Below are 17,867 nucleotides of genomic sequence, written 5' to 3'. Positions count from 1 at the left end.
ACCGTGCCGCAACCGGATGCGGCACGGTGTGAAGTCAGATTGGAGTAATTAATATTCCACCACGGGGGCATCCTTCCACAGGGTGTCCATACCGTAGAATTCGCGCGTTTCCTGCCCCATGATGTGAACCATCACGTCAATGTAGTCCACTACGGACCACAATGCCACAGGCGTATCTTCCACATAGGTGGGGAGGGCTCCCGCCTTTTCCCGAACGGCTTCTTCCAGCTCCCGGATGACGGCTCGCAGATGGGGGACGGACAACCCCGTGCACACTACCATGAAATCCGTCAGGGAAGACATGCCCCGCAAGTCGTACACCCGCACATTTTCGGCCTTGGCGTCATCCGCGGCGCGGGCGCACATCCTGGCCAGTTCCATCGCATCGTTGGCTACCATATTCGATTCGTTTCTATTGAATTATTTCTTTTCTCCGCCGTCCTTGCCGAACTCATCAACGGGATTGTAGGAGAAGGGGTCCCGTTCCGCCTGTTCCAGTTCCCCTTCCATCTTCCGTTCTTCAGCGCCGTCCGCGCGGGTCTCTTCAGCTTCTTTCTTCTCGGTATGGCCGGAATCATCCTTCCCGGGCTGTTCCTCCACTTCGGAAGGCATGGGGGGCGGAGTCACCCTGGAGGGAGGGTTTTTCATTTCCCCGTATTCCAGAATATCCATGACCTGGGAACCTTCCAGCGTTTCAAACTCCATCAGGGCCTCCGTCAGAATGTCCAGCTTGTCCCGGTTTTCCGTCAGGATGGCCATGGCGCGTTCATAAGCGCTGTCCACCAGGAAGCGGACTTCCGAGTCAATCAGCTCCGCCGTGGATTCGGAATAATTGCGGGAACGCGTCCCCAGGTCGCGGGCAATATAAACTTCTCCCTGGTGTTCTCCGTACTCAATCAGCCCCAGTTTTTCGCTCATGCCGAATTCGCACACCATGCGCCGCGCCAGGTTGGTGGCGCTCTTGATGTCTCCGGTAGCACCGCTGGTCACATCACCAAAAACGATTTGTTCGGCGCAGCGCCCGCCCATCGCCACGACGAGCTGGTCCAGCATTTCGGACCGGAGCTGGTGCATCTTGTCGTCGGAAGGAAGCCACATGGTCATGCCGAGGGCCCCGCCGCGGGGAACAATGGTCACCCGGTGCAGCGGCTCGCTGTGCGGTGTTTTCAACAGGCAGATGGCATGCCCCGCCTCATGCACGGCGGTAATGCGGCGCCCCCGTTCGTTAATCGCCAGGCTGCGGCGTTCACGCCCCCAGCTGACCTTGTCGCGGGCTTCTTCCAATTCGGCCTCCGTAATCTCCTTCAGCCCCTTGCGGGCGGTCAGCAGGGCGGCTTCATTGACCAGGTTGGCCAGCTGGGCACCGGAAAAGCCGGACGTGCCGCGGGCAATCCGCTCAAAGCTGACTCCGGGCGCCATCTTCACTTTTCTGGCATGCACCTGCAGGATCTGTTCGCGCCCCCGGACGTCCGGCAGGTTCACCACCACCTGCCGGTCGAAGCGGCCGGGACGCAGCAGGGCTGGGTCCAGGATGTCCGCACGGTTGGTGGCGGCAATCACGATTACATTGGAGTTGTTTTCAAAACCGTCCATTTCCACCAGCAGGGCGTTCAGCGTCTGTTCCCGTTCGTCATTGCCGCCGCCCATGCCGTAGCCGCGCTGACGGCCCACAGCGTCAATTTCATCAATGAAAATCAGGCTGGGAGCCGTCCTTTTGGCCTGTTCAAACATGTCGCGGACGCGGCTCGCGCCCACCCCCACGAACATTTCCACAAAGTCCGAACCGCTGATGGAATAGAAGGAAGCCTTGGATTCCCCGGCAATGGCCCGCGCCAGCAGGGTCTTGCCCGTGCCGGGAGCCCCGACCATCAGCACGCCGCGGGGAATGGTGGCGCCCAGGTCACGGAATTTTTCCGGATTGCGCAGAAACTCCACCAGTTCCCACACTTCCTCCTTGGCTTCGCTGATGCCGGCCACATCCTTGAACGTCACCTTGTTCTTGTCCGGGGAGATGAGGCGCGCCCGGCTTTTGCCGAAGCTCATGGCTCCCCGGGCTCCGCCGCTCTGCGCGCGGAACATGAAGAACAGAATCACCAGAATGAGCACGATGGGCAGCAGATTCAGCAGGATGCCGCCCCAGGAGCCGGATTCACGCTTGAACTTCGTATCCGGCCCCAGCAGCTGCTTGACGCGGTCTCCCTGGAACTCCAGGGTAAAAGGCACTTCCACGCGTTCAAAACGCTGCTTGTCCACGGAGGCGTCTCCCGTGGCCGCGGGCCAGATACGGGTGACAATCTGGCCGACCAGCACGTTCTGGTTGCCGTCTTCCGCCAGGACGATTCCGTCTTTTCCTCCGGCAATGCGGCCTTCCAGGGCCAGGCGGTTGAATTCGGGCACGGAGAGCTTCTGCGCTCCCTCGGGAATGAGGGAAACATTCTTTCCTTCTTCCGTCCGGTACGGGCTCTCCACCACCCTGTAGCCGGAAAGCTCATTCAGCAAAGGCTTGTCGCGGTCCGGAAGGGACATGGAATAAGTCAGCGCAAAGGGGGTCATTTCCACCTTCGGCTGAATTTCCTTCCTGTACACCAGCGCGTGAATAACGCCTTCGGAACCGTTCTCGCTCAGCACCACTTCCACGGGGGCCTTGGGATCGTTCAGCACCACGCGCCCCGCCTTATACTGGGCTTCAAAGGATTCCAGATTTTCCTTGCGGGGGCCCAGCCCGAAAGATTCAGGGGTGAAAAAGCCAAACGCAAGGACGCCTACAATGAGAAGTACCATGACCCACACGCCCCAGTTGGGGGATTCGGGCCTGCCGGAGCCGGGAAATTTGGGAGGACGGGGAGGACTTGGTGGCATTCTGTCAGACATAATGTGGTTAGCACACAGAAGTTAATGAATAGGGCGGCATGATACGCGAGTCCTTGTAAAATAAAACTTTTTTCCGAGACATGCCAGACAGCCGCCGCAGGACAGGTCCGCACCGTTCCGGGCCGGGGCTCTTCCCGGCAATAAGGCCTTAGCCGGCGCAGGCCTCATTCCCGCTTCCTTTTTCTGCGCCGCCCTTCGTGGTTCGCGCTTTCTCCGTTCATGCGCTGCCGGAGACGCCGCTTCCACTGGGGCATCCTTTCCTCCGCCGGGGCCGCATGGGAACCGGCACCTTCCCGGCTCTTTTCCTGCCAGGCCCCCTCGTCCTGCGCGTTCAGCCGCTCCCGCCGCCTCTGCTCCTGGATTTCCGCCAATTTTCTGGCGCGCCGGATTTCCACCCGCTTGCTCACCTCCCCGTGGGCGGAGGTCACGCGCCAGGGGCCGATGCGGCGGGGATAGGTAATGGGCGCGCAAACCAGTTCCGCATCCAGAAAACGCATGGACCCCACCAGCAGGTTCTTGACATTCGCCAGCAGGCCGCCGTCCGTCCAGACGCCGCCCATGCCCATTTCCAGCAGAAAGGCCAGATGAAGCGTTTCCGCTCCTGAGGCCTGAATGGAAAAATCCCTCAGGGAAATGCCCTCCGCCGGCTCCTCATCCGGGGCGGCCACGGAAGCGGCCCGGAGGAGGAACATCGTATCCCGGACCTTGCGGCTCAGGGCGCAGACCAGTTCCCCCACCTTGGGCCGGGCGTCAAAACGGTAATCCTTCACTTCCACCAGCCACAGATCCCGGCGTTCCGGATGATACAGCAAAAAATCCATTTCCTTGCATCCCCCGCAGAAATTCTGCGCCTGCCGGGCATAATAATCCGAGCATTCAATGCGGCACACCACGTAGCCTTCATCGATCCAGAAACGGTGGACGCCCTCCACGTAATAAGCTTTTGACGGCTTATGACTCATAACTCAGCTTCAAATACCTGTCCGCCTGTTCGATTTCCGCTTCAAGAGACTCGATAGGCCCCACGTCCTCCAGGGATTCCCCCCAGGACACCCTTACCCCGGCATGCCCCCCCCGCGGCACGCTCATCCCGAAAAACTTTCTCTGCACCATGGCATTGCGGGGTTCGGAGAGCTGAATCATCAGCTCCCGCAGCAGGAACAGGCTGTGGGAGGACAACATAACCTGCACCCCCGCCTTGGCAAGCCCCGTCAGGGTTTTCACCAGCACGGGCAGGTGGGAGGCGTTCAGATTCATTTCCGGTTCATCCCAAAACAGGACGGAACCTTTTTTCACGGAACCGTTCCGGATCAGGTAGCTCAGCGTTCCTAGCCTTTTGAATCCTTCCGCCACCAGGCTCATTTCTATCGGCTGCTGTCCGGGGCGCTGCAAAAAGAAACGCCCGTCACGCTTCACCACCTTTCCCCCGATAATTTTTTCCAGCCTGGCAACCACGCGCCTGGCATCCGTGCTGATGGGTTCCGCTTCCGCCTCCATGTCCAGATAACGGCAGAGATCCCAGCTGCCGCCGTCCAGAAACTCGGGGAACCTGCTCCCTACTTGAACAAAGCTCGGATAAATGGTCAAAACCTCCCGCGCCGCCAGGAACACCACCGGCACGTTCAGAAAACGCCGGGGCATTTCCCGGATGCTCAGCCCTTCTTCTTCATGCCCCGCCTGGAAATCAAACACCAGGTTTCCCATGCCCTCCGGCACGCCGTCCCCCTCCATGGAGGCCTCCACGCGCGCATGGGCGTTTCCCCGGTTCCGGGCCGTCAGCCCGGCCAGCCCGCGGGACGCGAACACCCGCATCAGGTCTTTCCTGAGCCGCTGTTCCTCCGCCCATTTCTCCGGCAGGGATTTCCTTCCCCCGTCAGCGCTCCACTTGGCCACGGTATAACATAATTTCAGCAAATGGCTTTTGCCGGAATCATTGCCCCCCACCACCACATTGATTCCCGGAACAAATTCAAAATGCTCTCTCCCGGAAAACACCGTCACGCCGCTCACCAGTAGGTCATGTATCATACCGTTCCCAATGTAGCACAGAAGCGCAGGCCGTAAATGACAAAAGCCGCCAGCTTCCGGCCGCCGGAGAGCCTGCCGGGAAAACACCGGAATCGGCGAGGAAAACGCCTGCGGCCGCCGCGCAGCCCCAGTCCCGCAGGTTCCCGACATACCGGAACGGAAAGGCGGCGCATTTTAGGCTTCCCATTGCCAAGCGCCTTATTAAAGTAATCCGTATGAGCGCACAATGGACCACCGCCAGGGAATACACGGACATCAAGTATGAAACAACGGACGACGGCAGCATCGCAAAAATCACGATCAACCGCCCCCACGTCCGCAATGCGTTCCGTCCCCTGACCGTGCATGAAATGCTCAACGCCCTGAACGCCGCCCATGAAGACCCCAAGGTGGGCGTAGTCATCCTGACGGGGGAAGGCCCGGACGCTTTCTGCTCCGGAGGCGACCAGAAAGTGCGCGGAGACGCCGGCTACATCGGAGAAGACGGCGTGCCGCGCCTGAATATTCTGGACGTGCAGCGCACCATCCGCACCATGCCCAAGCCCGTCGTCGCCATGGTGGCCGGATACGCCATCGGCGGAGGCCACGTCCTCCACGTCGTCTGTGACCTCACCATCGCCGCGGACAACGCCAAATTCGGACAGACTGGTCCCAAAGTAGGCTCCTTTGACGGAGGCCTCGGCTCCTCCTACCTGGCGCGCATCGTGGGCCAGAAAAAAGCGCGGGAAATCTGGTACCTGTGCCGGCAGTACGACGCCCGGCAAGCACTGGACATGGGGCTGGTCAACACCGTGGTGCCCCTGGAGAACCTGGAGGAGGAAACGCTCTCCTGGTGCCGCCAGATGCTCCGTCACAGCCCTCTGGCCCTGCGCTGCCTGAAAGCCTCCCTGAACGCCGACTGCGACGGGCAGATGGGGCTGCTGGACCTGGCCGGCAACGCCACCCTGCTCTATTACATGAGCGAAGAAGCGAAGGAAGGCAAAAACGCCTTCGTTGAAAAACGCGCTCCGGATTTCTCCAAATTCCCCAGACTTCCGTAACCTCCCCCCTCCGCACCATGGCACCCAGCTCCGACAATGAAGGCGCCCCCCGGAACGGCGCCGCCGGCAGAGAATCCCTGCGCGACCTGCCGGAACATGAAAACATCGTGGAACATTTCTACGATCCGGAAGATCAGGGCTCCCGGGAAAAACCCGTTCGTGAAAAAACGCCTTTCTCCCTGATCGGCAATCTCATTTTCCTGCTGACCATAGCTATTCTGGCCGCTATTGCCTGGCTGGTTTACTCCTCCTGGTGCCCGCAGAAAACGGACGACCTGCCCGGCTTCCGCCAAAGGGAAAACGCCCCGGATATCCCCAGAATCCTGAAACAGGCCATCAACAGGGACGCCTCCGTTTCATTCTCGGAAGAAGACATCAACCGCTATCTGGCTTCCTCCATCCATCCCCTGCAACACGGAGCCCTGGCCATCTTCGCCATCAACCCGGCGGCAGGCATCCGGCTGCACGGCGGCAAGGAACGGCCGGACGGCACCATCGGGGAAGGATACATGGAGATCATCATCGAACGCTATACGGGCATCGACTCCCGCCAGACGATCTCCCTGTTCCTGACGCCCTTTCAATCCCTGGACCCGCACAACTACATGGCGGTGCAGACCCGCTTCGAATTCTACAATGACGAAACGCTGCCGGGAGGAATCCACGTGGGGGGCACCATCGGCAGCCTCTCCGTTCCCCAGGGTTACATGATCTTTCTCCTGCCCGCGTTTGAAAACCTGCTTCAGGCCTATCTGCCGCTCATCCACATGATTGAAGAAAGCGGCATGGGCATTCATATCAGTGAAGGCAGGCTGAACCTGACGCCTCCGCAAAAGCGCACGCTGTAGCGGAAAGCCGCAGGGCCTTCCGCAATCACCGGGTGTCCTGCCGGGCAATAATCCCCTTCCGCCCCCGGCATTCAATTTTTCTCCAGATCCCTGACCATCAAAGTCATATACTCCTCAGGCCAGGAATGGGTAATCTGCCCCGCATCATTGAAAACCGCCACCAGGCGGATGGAATCCCTCCCATCTGAAAGCACCAGCACGGTTTCATCCTTTTCAAAATCGTAACGGGGTTTGCCCAATTTGAATGCCGCATTCCTGCGATCCGTCCTCAGCCACGCGCGCGCCTGCTCCATCGTCAGCCCCCGCAGAGCCCGGGCATCCCTGAAAACGCGGCGCGCCGCATTCATCGCCGCTGGGCTGGAAACCACCATGCCGTCCCGGAACAGACGGGTCTCCCACATGCGGTCAATATCCCGGTCCAGCGCGCCGCTCATCCCCCCGGAAAGGAAAAACACGGCTGCGGGCCAGACCAGGAAAATACCTACAGCCCATATGGCCAGCCGTTTGCGGCTTTTGGAAAGAGCTACGATTCCCTGGGCTATTTTCCCCCACTTTTCCACCAGTTCCCGGTCCGCATGCCCGAACAGGAAATTCACCTGTCTGCGTTCTATGCCGCCCCGCAGTTCAGCCACCGTCTTTCCCTTCTCCGGGGCCAGATCCTCCAGCGTGGGGCTTCCTTCCACGAAGTAGCGGAAAACCCTGGGCCACAGCACGGGAATAACCGCGAACCGGATCGTAAGCAACACCAGGCTGCCCACCAGACAGCCGCTTATCAACAGAACGTCAAACGAACGGCTGAAAAAATAGTCCGGATTCCACATCCAGATAAAAGGAGCCGCCAGATACATTCCCAGGGAAAACAGGCACCATGACCAGACTATGGCGGAAAAACGGCTGGTCGCCACAATCACCCCCAGCAAAAACAAAAAGGCCCCCAGGGCAATTCCCCATGGAAACGCTCCGTAAATGGCGGCCGGGAAAGCCAGAATCATCAATGCCGTGCCCGCGGGCTGCCGAACTTTTTGCATATCCGGATCATAGCACAAGCCCCTGAAAGCATCAAGAAAGGAAGCCCCGCAGTCACACAGGGAAGCCCCTCATCCTCCGTTGCCTTACTTCAGCCAGCCGTATTCCATGATGAGAGCCGCTTCCACCTCCGCATTCTTGGAAGCTTCATTATCCAGGTCAGCATACATTTTCCTGATATCCTTCCTCTGTTCCAGATATTCCTCTCCGGAAACGGATAATCTGGACTCCTTGAACGCGATTTCCTTCATCAGCACCCCCCGCCAAAGTTCAAACCTCCTGCGGCTCTCCAGCAGCGCGGCTATCTTGATGCGCCGCCGCTGCAGTTCCATCACCACTTCACGCTGCAGCAGTTCGTGGCTTTCCTTGGCCGATTTATACTGAAACCAGGAGGTCAGGCGCGTATCCAGCTCTTCCCGCAGGCTCATGTTCACCTTCATATCGCCCGCGCCCGCAAAAAAACCGCCGTACGTCCCGCCCGTGCTGGAAAACAGAGTGGGGCTGTAAAAATTAATATCCACGGAAGGCAGGAACTTCAGCTTGGCATTCAACACCTGGAGGCGGGAAGCTTCCAGCTCCATGGCCACCATCGTCACCACCAGCAGATCCAGTTGGCGGGACGCCGCCCTGTACCTGCCCCAATCCAGTCTGGGCATCGTTTCAGGCTTCACCAGCCACCGGGCGTCCATATTCCCCAGCAGCACGGCAAAACCCTGGGAAATCTCATTCAAATTCCGTTCCCGTTCCACGTCCAGCTTCTTTTTCTGGACGCCATCATCGTCATAAGGCAGGGAGCCCAGCTGGTTATTGTAGCTGATCTGCGCATTCCGGTAAGAAAGCACCTGCTGGTACAATCTGGCCACCAGCTCCCTTTTTTTCATTTCCAGCGTCTTTTCCGCCGTATAAACGGCCGCCTTGGCGGAATAATAATCAAACGGGATCTGGGTGAGGGACGGCATGTTGAACAGGATGTTCGTGTTGTATTCCACATCGCTGGCCGTCACGTTGGCCAGGTCGCTCAATTCCTTGGTCAGCATCCAGTCCAGATTGACGCCGGGGATAATCTGGGTAAAAACATTGATGACGGAACGTTTTGTCGTCTTGAGAGACTGTTCCGATTTTTTCAGGTCAATATTCCGCTCCATCATCATCTCCAGAGCCTGGCTCCATGAAATTTCCTTCCGCGGCAGCTGCCGCCAATCGGGAACGGCATCCATCCTGGCCATCAATTCCCCCGCTTTTTTTTCCATGTGCCTGTCCACGGAGCAGGAGGCGCATACCGCCGCACAGAGGCAGAAGCGCAACGCAGCCCTCAGCCACGCCACTTCAAACAGGGAAAACAGGAAAGAACGGACAACCGGGGGAAAAGGGAACATACAGGCCCCTTGTTACATAGCTCCTGCCCCTGAAAAGTCAAGCATCAACACGGCAGGCCGGGGAAGAAGGAAAAAGGGGCCGGAGCGCAGGGAATCCGGTTTTTCCCTTTCCCGTGTAAAAAATACTTGCCATCCGATTCCTATCTTGACAAATCAAGTGCGATATCACAGTTTATCGGAAAATTATTATCCTCTTATGATGCGTCCTCTTTTTACCTCTTTTTCTGCGGTCTGCTGCACCCTCGGCATTCTTACGCTGGCTCAGTGCGGCGGAAGCAGTTCCGATGCTGAAGGCCTGGCGCCTTCCACCATCGGCAGCAAGGTGTTAAACATGCAGGTAACAGGCATTACGGATGCCGCCATAACGCTTCCCGCCATTTTTGACATGACCACCGGTGATAACGGGATGTTCATCATCCAGACACAAGGGGAAGACATGAACATGTGGAACGGAGCCGGCATTTATTCCTATACCAAAACCGGGAAAAACACGGCGGAACTGAGTCTGTCCTACAACAGAAACAGCGGTTCATCCTCAGAACCCAACACCCTCATGAGCACCATCAGGATCCCCCAGTTAACCTTTGAAAACGCCACCCATGCTTCTTCCGGAGAAGGCGGAGCCAGCATTTCCTACATGCAAGCGGAAGACAGGACGCCCATCCCCATCGACGGCATCACCATCAGCATCAACATCATATCCCAGTCTTAACAACATCAACCTTCTATTCATCAAGATATGAATTCCCGCCTTTACATTCCCGCTTTAATTACTCTCGGGCTTGGGACCCTCTCCGGTTGCGGCGGATCCAGTTCCAGTGAACAGGCCTATCTTCCCATCGGCCTTCAGCGCACGTTGGACATTACGCTTCCGGACGGCAATCCTTACGTCTTCTCCTTCATCACAACCTCAGAAAGCAACGCCGCCATTTACACCGGAACCAGCCCGACCTCCTCGACGGCATCCGTTCACGTCATCAACTACAAGCCCGCCTCCGACACTGCGGAACAGATAGGCTTTTACTGGTCATCCAATGACGGCACAACAACCTCCCATTTGGACGCTCTCGTCGTGCTGTATAACCCCCACAACATCTCCAAAGGCCTCGGTTCCGCCACTTGCAGCGTCAGAGACGCCGAATATACCGAGACGGAGACCCAGCAGGACAACTGCCAGGCGGTCATCAGAGACTTCAGAGTCCCCCCCCAGCTGGATCAATAACCCCCTTTTTTCATACGTCCCTTCCCGCTCTCATGGCGGGAAGGGATTTTTTTATCCAGTATCTCCCACCCTGCCGGGACACAGCCAGCCTTTTCCCCCAGGCGGGCAAAGACGGACATGCCGGAAAGCAGATCCCGAATCCCCGTCACTTACTTAAGCACCTTCCCTATGGGACGGCAGGCGGAAAAGGCGACCGGGATGGAGGAAAGCAGCACACACCCCGCCAGGGAAATGCCCAGCAGCCACAAATCCTGCCGTATATCGGCATAAGTCAGGACGGAGTTTCCCAGCTTAAAGAATTCCCCCAAGACGATTCTCTGGGTTTTCATGAACGCCCAGACGGCGCCCGCAAAGGAGACGCCAATCAGGAACGCGTTTTCCACGATAAACGCCATAATCAGCAGAACAGGGCGCACCCCGAAGCTCTTCATCAGCGTATAGACATATTCATTCTGGCGGAATTCCATGGATGCCAGGGCTGTCAGCAGAATGCCGACGATCACCGCAATGCCGAGGGAAAACCCCGTCCTGCACTCCGTCTGGTTGCCCATCAGCACTTCCAGCCTGTCAAGCAGCCCCACGTGAGTCTGAACCATAGTCATGCTGCCGTCATAACGCACCATGTTGTTCAGCACTTCTTCGATGCTCCGAATGCGTGCCGCCGTCATTTCATGCACCCGGATGATATAGCGGCAATTCTCCATGGGGACCTCCTGTCCGGAGCTGAAAGTTCCCTCCGGGGCTAAAATGACACCGGAAGGATACAGCCTGCCCAGCAAATGCCCCTCCGGCAAAGGGGAGGCATTCAGGGAAAAATCAAAATCCGCTATGGTAACCGTACAAGGCCCCGCCTGCAACGGGCTCCGGGAGGGATTGTACAGAAGGACGGTGGCCACGTCCTCCAACCCGAGCGCGGAAAGAAAGGAGCAGGACTCCATGTTGTATTCCAGAACGGGGAATACTGTCTTACCCACGCGCGCCACACCCGCACGGGCGTCATTCAGCACCAGGACATCGCAGCCATACAGGGACGGCAGTTCATGTTGCAGTAAATTTTTCTTGGAAGGGTCCCCGTCGCGCACAGTATCAAAAACAATAATCAGGTCCGCCCCGTTCTTCCTGATTTCATCATGCAGCATTTTTGAGGAGAGAACATAATTGGCGAGAAAAGAGAGCGCGCACAGGGAAAGGAAAAAGGCCACCAGAATCCGTGAAAGGGGACTGGCCGGGCGTTCCTTCCAACGGTGGAGAGTATCTTTAAAGAGATACAGACAGGTTAAAATCAATGATTTCATGGGTCAGGTCGAACAGCCGGGAATCATGCGTGCTCAAAATGCAGATTTTGTCAGCAGGGTATTCCCTGATCAAATTTTTAATGATTTCCGTATTGCCGTCATCCAGGCCGGAAGTAGGTTCATCCAGAAGCAGCACATCGGAATCCTTCATCATCGTGCGGGCAAGAGCCGCCCGCTGGGCCTGGCCGCCGGACAAACTCCCCGCTTTTTTATGCCTCAACGATTCCAGGCCCAGGCGGGCAATCAAATCATCCGCCCTCCGCGTCCACTGTTTTTTAGGCAGCATGGCCATTTCCGCGCATAATTGAAGATTTCTCTCCACCGTGGCCAGGGGAAGGAGATTAAGCCCCTGGAACATGTAACTCACCTCCTTGCGCCGATAGAGTGAATCCGCCTGAACCTTCCGCCGGGGAGTAATGACGCGCCCGCGCTGCGGTCTCAGATAACCCGCCAGAATTTTCAACAGAGTTGTTTTCCCGCATCCGGAATACCCTTTCAAAATGGTGATTCCGGAAGTGAACACCCTGTTATAATTTTCAAAAATCCACTGCTTGCCTGAATAACTGAAACAGACTGATTCGCATAGCAACTTCATTTTTTTCGAACGATCAATTCCGTTTCCCCATTCACCACCAGTTCCAGTTCCGGATGCACTTTTTCAAGAAGTTCCTGCCAGGACGAACATTTTTTCCCTTCCGGCAGGGAAGCCAGCCTCACCTTGTTGAGATGAAACACTTCTCCCTGCGGCATATAATAAAGACGGGCCGTGCAGTTGGAGCCCAGCATGGAATGGGCGCGTTCATGCTCCTGGCGGGGCAGACGGAAAAAATACGCCAGCAATTCCCCTCCGCCGGAAATATTTTTCTCTACCCGCTTGAAGGCAAAAACCCCCTTCAAAGCGGAACCGTCACCCAGGGGGACGGACAGGGAAAGGGATTCCGGCGGCAGATTCGTCAAATCAGGGTCCGAAATGGAAATGGTCAGATAATAAGAGGAGTCATCGCACACGGTCGCAATCGGGGACGCGGCATCCATGTACAGGGCGACGCTGTTATCCGGCGGAATGGAAAACTGGTACTGCAGTTTCCCGTCAAAAGGCATTCTGAGGATATATTTTTCCTCCTTCTTGCGAAAATCCAGACGCGGCTTGTCCTCCACCAGGGACAACTCCCTTTTGGAAAGCTCAATCTTGTCTTTCAATGCCCGGATGGCCCTTTCCCCGCCTTCCGCCTGCTTGCTGGCATATTGCCGTTCCTCCCTCGTCAGGGAAGAGTAGAATTCTATCTCTTCAAGCTGTTTTTCCAGCTTTGACAACTCTTCCTCCCTGGCGATGCGATCCTTCAGAATTTTGACTTCCAGCTCTTTGCGCTCCAGTTCAATTTCATCTTCATTGACTGTTGCAATAATAGTATCCTTCTGAACGCGCCCGTCCGCGGGAATCCAGTTGCTGACAATTCCATCCGCCGGCATGACAAAGGAACGCAGCCTCTCCGGGACAATTTTGGCGCGGAAGGTCTTGATAAAACAGGCATCTTTCGATGCCGCCATATCAATCCCCCGGTCGGCCGATTCCGCATTCCAGCCGCAAAGGGCCAGCCCAGAGCACAACCAGATGCCCCAAAGACATTTCTTTGCCCTTCCGACCATAATTTCAAACAGGCCTGCCCCGTTTCACGGCGGCAAAGCCCCGTCATAAATGATCAGAACTTCAGGATACCGTGTAACTCACCGCTCCTTCCGTAGCGGTCCAGTTTTGCGCTTCCTCCTCACCTTCATCATTTTCAACGGGAACCTGATAAGTGATGGAACCGGTAAACGTCCCGCCGCAGCTTTCACGTTCATTGGAAGAGTTGAAGGAAATGTTCGCATCCACAAAAGCCTTGTCCCTGTTTGTCACGACAATTGGCCCCGGAGCCGTCCACTGTCCGGAAGTAATCGTGAAGTTTCCCCGCAGAATAGCAGATGACCCCGTCCTGCGGTACACTACGGAAGCAATATTCATAGGGGCGCTCTCATTGCTGCTTGCCGCGTTAATGCTTACCAGGGGCAGATCCGAACCATTACCCGTCAATTTGACGACAATATTCCACGGCCCCAGCCCATCTTCCGTGGAAAGAGAAGCGCTCAAATCCAGCATGGTGCCGGAAGGAAGGCTTTCCCCGTCACCGCTGCCGCCGCTGCCTCCGCAGGAAAAAAGTCCAAAGGACAAGGCTGCTGCGGAAAGGGAAGATAATACGCACCTGTTCGTCAATCGGGAAAACATAAAGAAAAAGATTTTCTTCAAGGATAGTGATTCCGTCCGGCGCGTCAACACATAAATAAAAGAATATTTGAAGGAGTCCCTCCGTTTTTTGCGGGACGCACGGGGGGCTTACGGGCCGCTGCCATTCCCCGGACGCGCGCGCCGGATTTTCCGCCTTACGGAGGAAATACAGGCGCCAACCCCCGCAGGCCGCAAGCGTCATCCGGCCCTTTCCAGCCTGCGCTTAAGGACGCGGCCCGTGACCAGCAGGGGGGCGGCCCCCATCAGGAACAGAAACAGGGAATCCTTCCATGGAGTGGGAACCGTTCCGTCATCCGCGCTGTATCCGGAATCCCCCGGGGACTGGCCGGAGCCTTCCCAGGGCAGAGGCTGGCGGCGGCCCAGAAAAATTTCCGGCCTGTCCAGGGCATCCCGGCTGACGCGCTGAATCTCGGCTGATTCATCCAGCATCACAACACGGTCATTGACGTAAAAGGATTTGACGGACGGATGCCCCTTGCCCAGGAGTTCCAATTCAGCAATGGTCCGCCTGTAGCTTTTTTCCGAACCGTCAAGAGCCGCCCTCCGAACCTGCCGGACGGCGGCTTTAGCCTGTTCCGGTCCATCCGCTCCAATAGCGGCAATGTGGAGCAACGCCATCTTGAGCAGCTTGAATTCTTCAAATTCCCTGTCGTCCAAATGAGGGCGTTCCTTCAGTTCATCCACTTTCTCCTGAATGATTTCACGCTCCCTCTCCCATACATTCCTGGACGCCTGGTCCACCAACATTGTTTCAAAGGAGTAACGCAGAGGGCAGAATTCCGCCACCAGCGGCACGCGCCCCGGCTTGAGGCGCCCATGTTCGTCCGTACGGTGGGCGGACCACGGAATGAACTGGTTCATTTCATCAAAATGGACAATGGCCCCGGCCATCAGTATCTGGGGAATCAGAAGCAGAGGCACCATGTTAAGCGCCGCCCTCTCCGTTCTGGCGAAGACGGAGACCAGCAGGGACAGACTTACGCCGACGAAAGCCGTCAGCGTCATCGTCCCCAGGTAAATCAGGAACATTTCATGGATTTCCAGAATGGCATTCCCCACCCACAGGAACAGGGCGGACTGCACGGCGGAAAGCCCCGTCAGCACCAGCGCCTTCGCGAGGACATAACCGGTCACGAACACCTTGGCGTTGCTCTCCCTTTTGAGCAGGGCGCGGTCCTTGAGCACTTCGCTGGCCGCCCCGGTCAGGCCGAAAAACATGGCCACAATGGTCGCCAGAAACAGGTAGGAAGGTATGTGAAGAGCCGTGGCAAACGTGTATTCCGGGCTGGAAGAGGCGCGCAGGGTCACGGAAATCAGCAGAGCCAGAACCGGACCTTCCAGCAGCATGGTGTACAACCCCATGCGGCTTCGCACGCGCCCCAGGAAGGTACGCACGGCCCAAATGCGGAAAAGCCGCCAGAGCTGCATGACGCTGCGCCTGGGCACGGGCGGAAATTCCAGCGTGCCTTCATACAGCGTCCTGGGAGCGCCCCCTTCATGATGATGCCCCATCACATTGCGGAACCGGTAGCCTTCAAAACGCTCCTGCCACAGACGGGGGTGCTGCCGCCTGCGGCGGTCATGCCAGGAAAGGGGGGCTTCCAGCGCTTCAAACACGTAGTCCGCGCCTCCGGCCGTCCGCGCCTCCTCGGAAACGTCAATGCCCATGTCCGCAGCCGCCTTCCGGAAATACCGCATCATGCCCGGCACGTCCCCCCAGTAAGCCATCTGGCCGCCGTGGTCCAGCACCAGCACTTTGTGGAACTGGTTCAGAATAGCCGTGCTGGGCCGGTGCATGGTGGCGATTACCATTTTGTCGCGGCTCATGCTCTGCATGGTCTGCATGACCAGCTTGGCATCTGACGTGGACAGGCCGCTGATAGGTTCGTCCAGCAGGAAAACGTCCGCAATGCCCGTCAGGTCAAGCCCCAGGTTCAGGCGCGTGCGCTCCCCGTCGGAAATGGTGCGGGCGTTCATTTCGCCCACGCGGCGGGAGGCGATGTGCGTCAGCCCCAGGAATTTCAAAATGGCGTTCACGCGCCTGACGCGTTCCGACCGGTTCAGCCGCGGACGGCGTATAATGGTGGCCTGGGAGATGTGTTCGGAAACGCTCATGGCCGCATCCAGAATATCCTCCCGGGGAATGAAAGCGATGTAAGGACGTATGAGATCCGGGGCGCTGTACAGAAGCTGGTTGTTGTAACGGATACAGCCCCGGGTGGGCGGCAGCTGACCGGCCAGCATGGAGAGCAGCGTGCTTTTCCCGGACCCGCTGGGCCCCAGGATGCACACCATTTCCCCACGTTTCACGGTCAGGTCAATATTGTCCAGAACGCATCCGGAGCGCAGGAATTCCTTAGTCACCCCCTCCACGCTGAGGGTTCTGATCGCATGGTATTCTTCATCCAGCACCCCGGCGGAAAAACGGCAGCGCAGCGCATGATAGACGTTCAGATGCACCACGTCCCCATCCCTCAGGGCAACTCTTCCCCGGATGAGACGGCCATTGAGCAGCAGAGGCATGGAGGCCTCCACCACTTCCAGCCAGCCGGAGTTGGTGGCGCTGGAAAAAGAAACCTCCAGAACCGCACCGGGAGCCAGCCCGGGCGTCAGCAGCATGTCCCCCTTGCGCGCTTTTTCCGGAAGATTGGTCACCCGCAGCTTGCGGGTGCCGGGGTCCAGGCGGAAACGGCGCCCGATGTCCGACATGGAATTCTGCACCTCTCCCATGGAGAAAGGCCCTTCCCCGTCCAGCATGAAAGAGGAATAATAGGCCATGCGCACGCTTTCACCGGGATACAGACGTTTCCCGTCAACCGCAAATTCCACCTCCGGCCTCAGCACTTCCACCTCGCATGCCAGTCCCATGTTCACGCGCACCTCGCTGGCCCGGGAACGCACCCGGCTGATTTGCAGAGAACCGCCGTCCAGGGAAATATAGCATACTTCCTGCTTGCCTGAACGCTTGCAGTTCAGAAAAAACGAAAAGTCCTCAAAGCTCAGCGGCCCGGACGGCAGCAGCACCACCTGCCCGTTGGTCAGCGGCATCACCCCGCCGGGCGGCAAATGGCGCCCGCGCACCACAATGGGGCGGGAGCCGTCGTTCACCACCAGCACCAGACGGGAACACCGGATCAGACGGAAGGAAATGCCCTTGTCCTGCTCCGGAAGGGATACCTCCGCCCCGATGCCGGAGGAAAAACTGACGCTGTACGCCGGTTCCTGGGCCTCCACGTCCGGCGTCATCAGCAGCTGCCTCAAGTGGTTTGCGGTGCCCGGCAGTTCCAGACCGTACGTCACCTGGTCAAACAGCTCCCCGGTCATGCGGGAATCTCCCGTATTGATCAGCAGGGAGAGCACCTCCAGCGCTATCGTCATGCGTTCCGTCTCATCCCTGCCGGAAGCGGCGGAGGCCAGAACGTCCGCCACCGTCAGATTGGCCCTCATGGAGCGCTCGAAACGGGTGGAAAGCCAGCGGTGCTCCACTTCCGGGAAAGTATAGCGCAGAATATCCAGGGCGGCGTCCGCATCACGGGCGCTCAAATGGCGGCGCCCGCTCAAAATAGTGGCGAACAAGTCCACCAGCGTGCCGGCATGCACCTTCATGGAACCGTCGTCACGGCGCAGCCACGGTACGTAGGCGCCCAGCGTCCTGACCAGATTCAGCCTCCAGTGAATCAGCTTGGAAGGAATGTCAAAAAACCATTGGATCATGCCCGGGAACGCGTTGCCGGAACCAGTAGTACAGGGATTCCCGCCCTATCTCAAGCGCAACCGGAATTTCACGGAGAAATGACAATATTTTCTACAGCTTTATCTTGCAATAGGTCCGGAGGGAGTATAGTTCTGTCCAATGTTCATGCTTTCCGCGTGAAAG

At 57.7% G+C, this 17,867-nt stretch carries 15 protein-coding genes; 4 read left to right on the top strand and 11 right to left on the bottom strand.

Annotated features, from left to right (window positions below):
• Positions 1–48: 48 nt before the first annotated feature.
• From rsfS to CI070_RS06035, 4 genes are all read right to left on the bottom strand, one after another.
• Entirely contained in the window at positions 49–399 is a 351-nt protein-coding gene (rsfS, locus tag CI070_RS06050; protein WP_012419401.1) for a ribosome silencing factor, read from the bottom strand.
• Between the two features lie 21 nt (positions 400–420).
• Positions 421–2,871: an ATP-dependent zinc metalloprotease FtsH gene (ftsH, locus tag CI070_RS06045; RefSeq protein ID WP_256943700.1), complete on the bottom strand. Its 2,451-nt coding sequence runs from the start codon at positions 2,869–2,871 to the stop codon at positions 421–423.
• A gap of 164 nt (positions 2,872–3,035) precedes the next feature.
• Positions 3,036–3,833 (bottom strand): hypothetical protein, encoded by a 798-nt coding sequence (locus tag CI070_RS06040; protein ID WP_094137461.1) that lies wholly within the window; start codon positions 3,831–3,833, stop codon positions 3,036–3,038.
• A complete protein-coding gene (locus tag CI070_RS06035; RefSeq protein WP_179218584.1) occupies positions 3,823–4,899 on the bottom strand; it encodes an AAA family ATPase in 1,077 nt (358 codons plus the stop codon). The genes CI070_RS06040 and CI070_RS06035 overlap by 11 nt, the downstream gene beginning before the upstream one ends.
• A 215-nt stretch (positions 4,900–5,114) precedes the next feature.
• Here CI070_RS06035 and menB point away from each other — a divergent pair, with 215 nt between their 5' ends.
• Both menB and CI070_RS06025 read left to right on the top strand, forming a co-directional pair.
• Positions 5,115–5,939 carry a 1,4-dihydroxy-2-naphthoyl-CoA synthase gene (menB, locus tag CI070_RS06030; protein ID WP_094137459.1) on the top strand — a complete coding sequence of 275 codons (825 nt, stop codon included), beginning with the start codon at positions 5,115–5,117 and terminating at the stop codon, positions 5,937–5,939.
• Between the two features lie 17 nt (positions 5,940–5,956).
• Positions 5,957–6,787, top strand: coding sequence for a hypothetical protein (locus CI070_RS06025; protein ID WP_094137458.1), 831 nt, complete (start codon positions 5,957–5,959; stop codon positions 6,785–6,787).
• A gap of 71 nt (positions 6,788–6,858) precedes the next feature.
• On the opposite strand, the gene CI070_RS06020 is transcribed toward CI070_RS06025, so the two are convergent.
• The gene (locus CI070_RS06020) at positions 6,859–7,815 is read right to left on the bottom strand and encodes a hypothetical protein (RefSeq protein WP_143245747.1); all 957 of its coding nucleotides are present in this window, start codon (positions 7,813–7,815) and stop codon (positions 6,859–6,861) included.
• An 84-nt stretch (positions 7,816–7,899) separates the two neighbouring features.
• On the bottom strand, positions 7,900–9,189 hold the full coding sequence (locus CI070_RS06015; RefSeq protein WP_094137456.1) for a hypothetical protein: 1,290 nt from the start codon (positions 9,187–9,189) through the stop codon (positions 7,900–7,902).
• Positions 9,190–9,385: 196 nt separating this feature from the next.
• Between CI070_RS06015 and CI070_RS06010 the strand changes: the two genes are divergently transcribed.
• Positions 9,386–9,901, top strand: coding sequence for a hypothetical protein (locus tag CI070_RS06010; RefSeq protein WP_094137455.1), 516 nt, complete (start codon positions 9,386–9,388; stop codon positions 9,899–9,901).
• 27 nt (positions 9,902–9,928) lie between these two features.
• On the top strand, positions 9,929–10,411 hold the full coding sequence (locus CI070_RS06005) for a hypothetical protein (RefSeq protein ID WP_094137454.1): 483 nt from the start codon (positions 9,929–9,931) through the stop codon (positions 10,409–10,411).
• 149 nt (positions 10,412–10,560) lie between these two features.
• On the opposite strand, the gene CI070_RS06000 is transcribed toward CI070_RS06005, so the two are convergent.
• The 5 genes from CI070_RS06000 to CI070_RS05975 form a co-directional block, all read right to left on the bottom strand.
• Positions 10,561–11,706, bottom strand: a complete 1,146-nt coding sequence (locus tag CI070_RS06000) for a hypothetical protein (protein WP_143245746.1) — start codon at positions 11,704–11,706, stop codon at positions 10,561–10,563.
• Positions 11,669–12,301, bottom strand: a complete 633-nt coding sequence (locus tag CI070_RS05995) for an ATP-binding cassette domain-containing protein (RefSeq protein ID WP_094137452.1) — start codon at positions 12,299–12,301, stop codon at positions 11,669–11,671. Before CI070_RS05995 ends, CI070_RS06000 begins: the two co-directional genes overlap by 38 nt.
• The gene (locus CI070_RS05990) at positions 12,298–13,254 is read right to left on the bottom strand and encodes a hypothetical protein (protein WP_143245745.1); all 957 of its coding nucleotides are present in this window, start codon (positions 13,252–13,254) and stop codon (positions 12,298–12,300) included. Before CI070_RS05990 ends, CI070_RS05995 begins: the two co-directional genes overlap by 4 nt.
• A gap of 160 nt (positions 13,255–13,414) precedes the next feature.
• On the bottom strand, positions 13,415–13,969 hold the full coding sequence (locus CI070_RS05985) for a hypothetical protein (protein WP_143245744.1): 555 nt from the start codon (positions 13,967–13,969) through the stop codon (positions 13,415–13,417).
• A 198-nt stretch (positions 13,970–14,167) separates the two neighbouring features.
• Positions 14,168–17,704 carry an ATP-binding cassette domain-containing protein gene (locus CI070_RS05975; RefSeq protein ID WP_094137448.1) on the bottom strand — a complete coding sequence of 1,179 codons (3,537 nt, stop codon included), beginning with the start codon at positions 17,702–17,704 and terminating at the stop codon, positions 14,168–14,170.
• Positions 17,705–17,867: the final 163 nt, after the last annotated feature.

This window comes from Akkermansia muciniphila (genome assembly GCF_900184965.1).
Lineage (GTDB): Bacteria > Verrucomicrobiota > Verrucomicrobiia > Verrucomicrobiales > Akkermansiaceae > Akkermansia > Akkermansia muciniphila_A.
The sequence above is the reverse complement of the archived record's forward strand: the minus strand, read 5'-3'. Positions and strand labels throughout refer to the sequence as shown.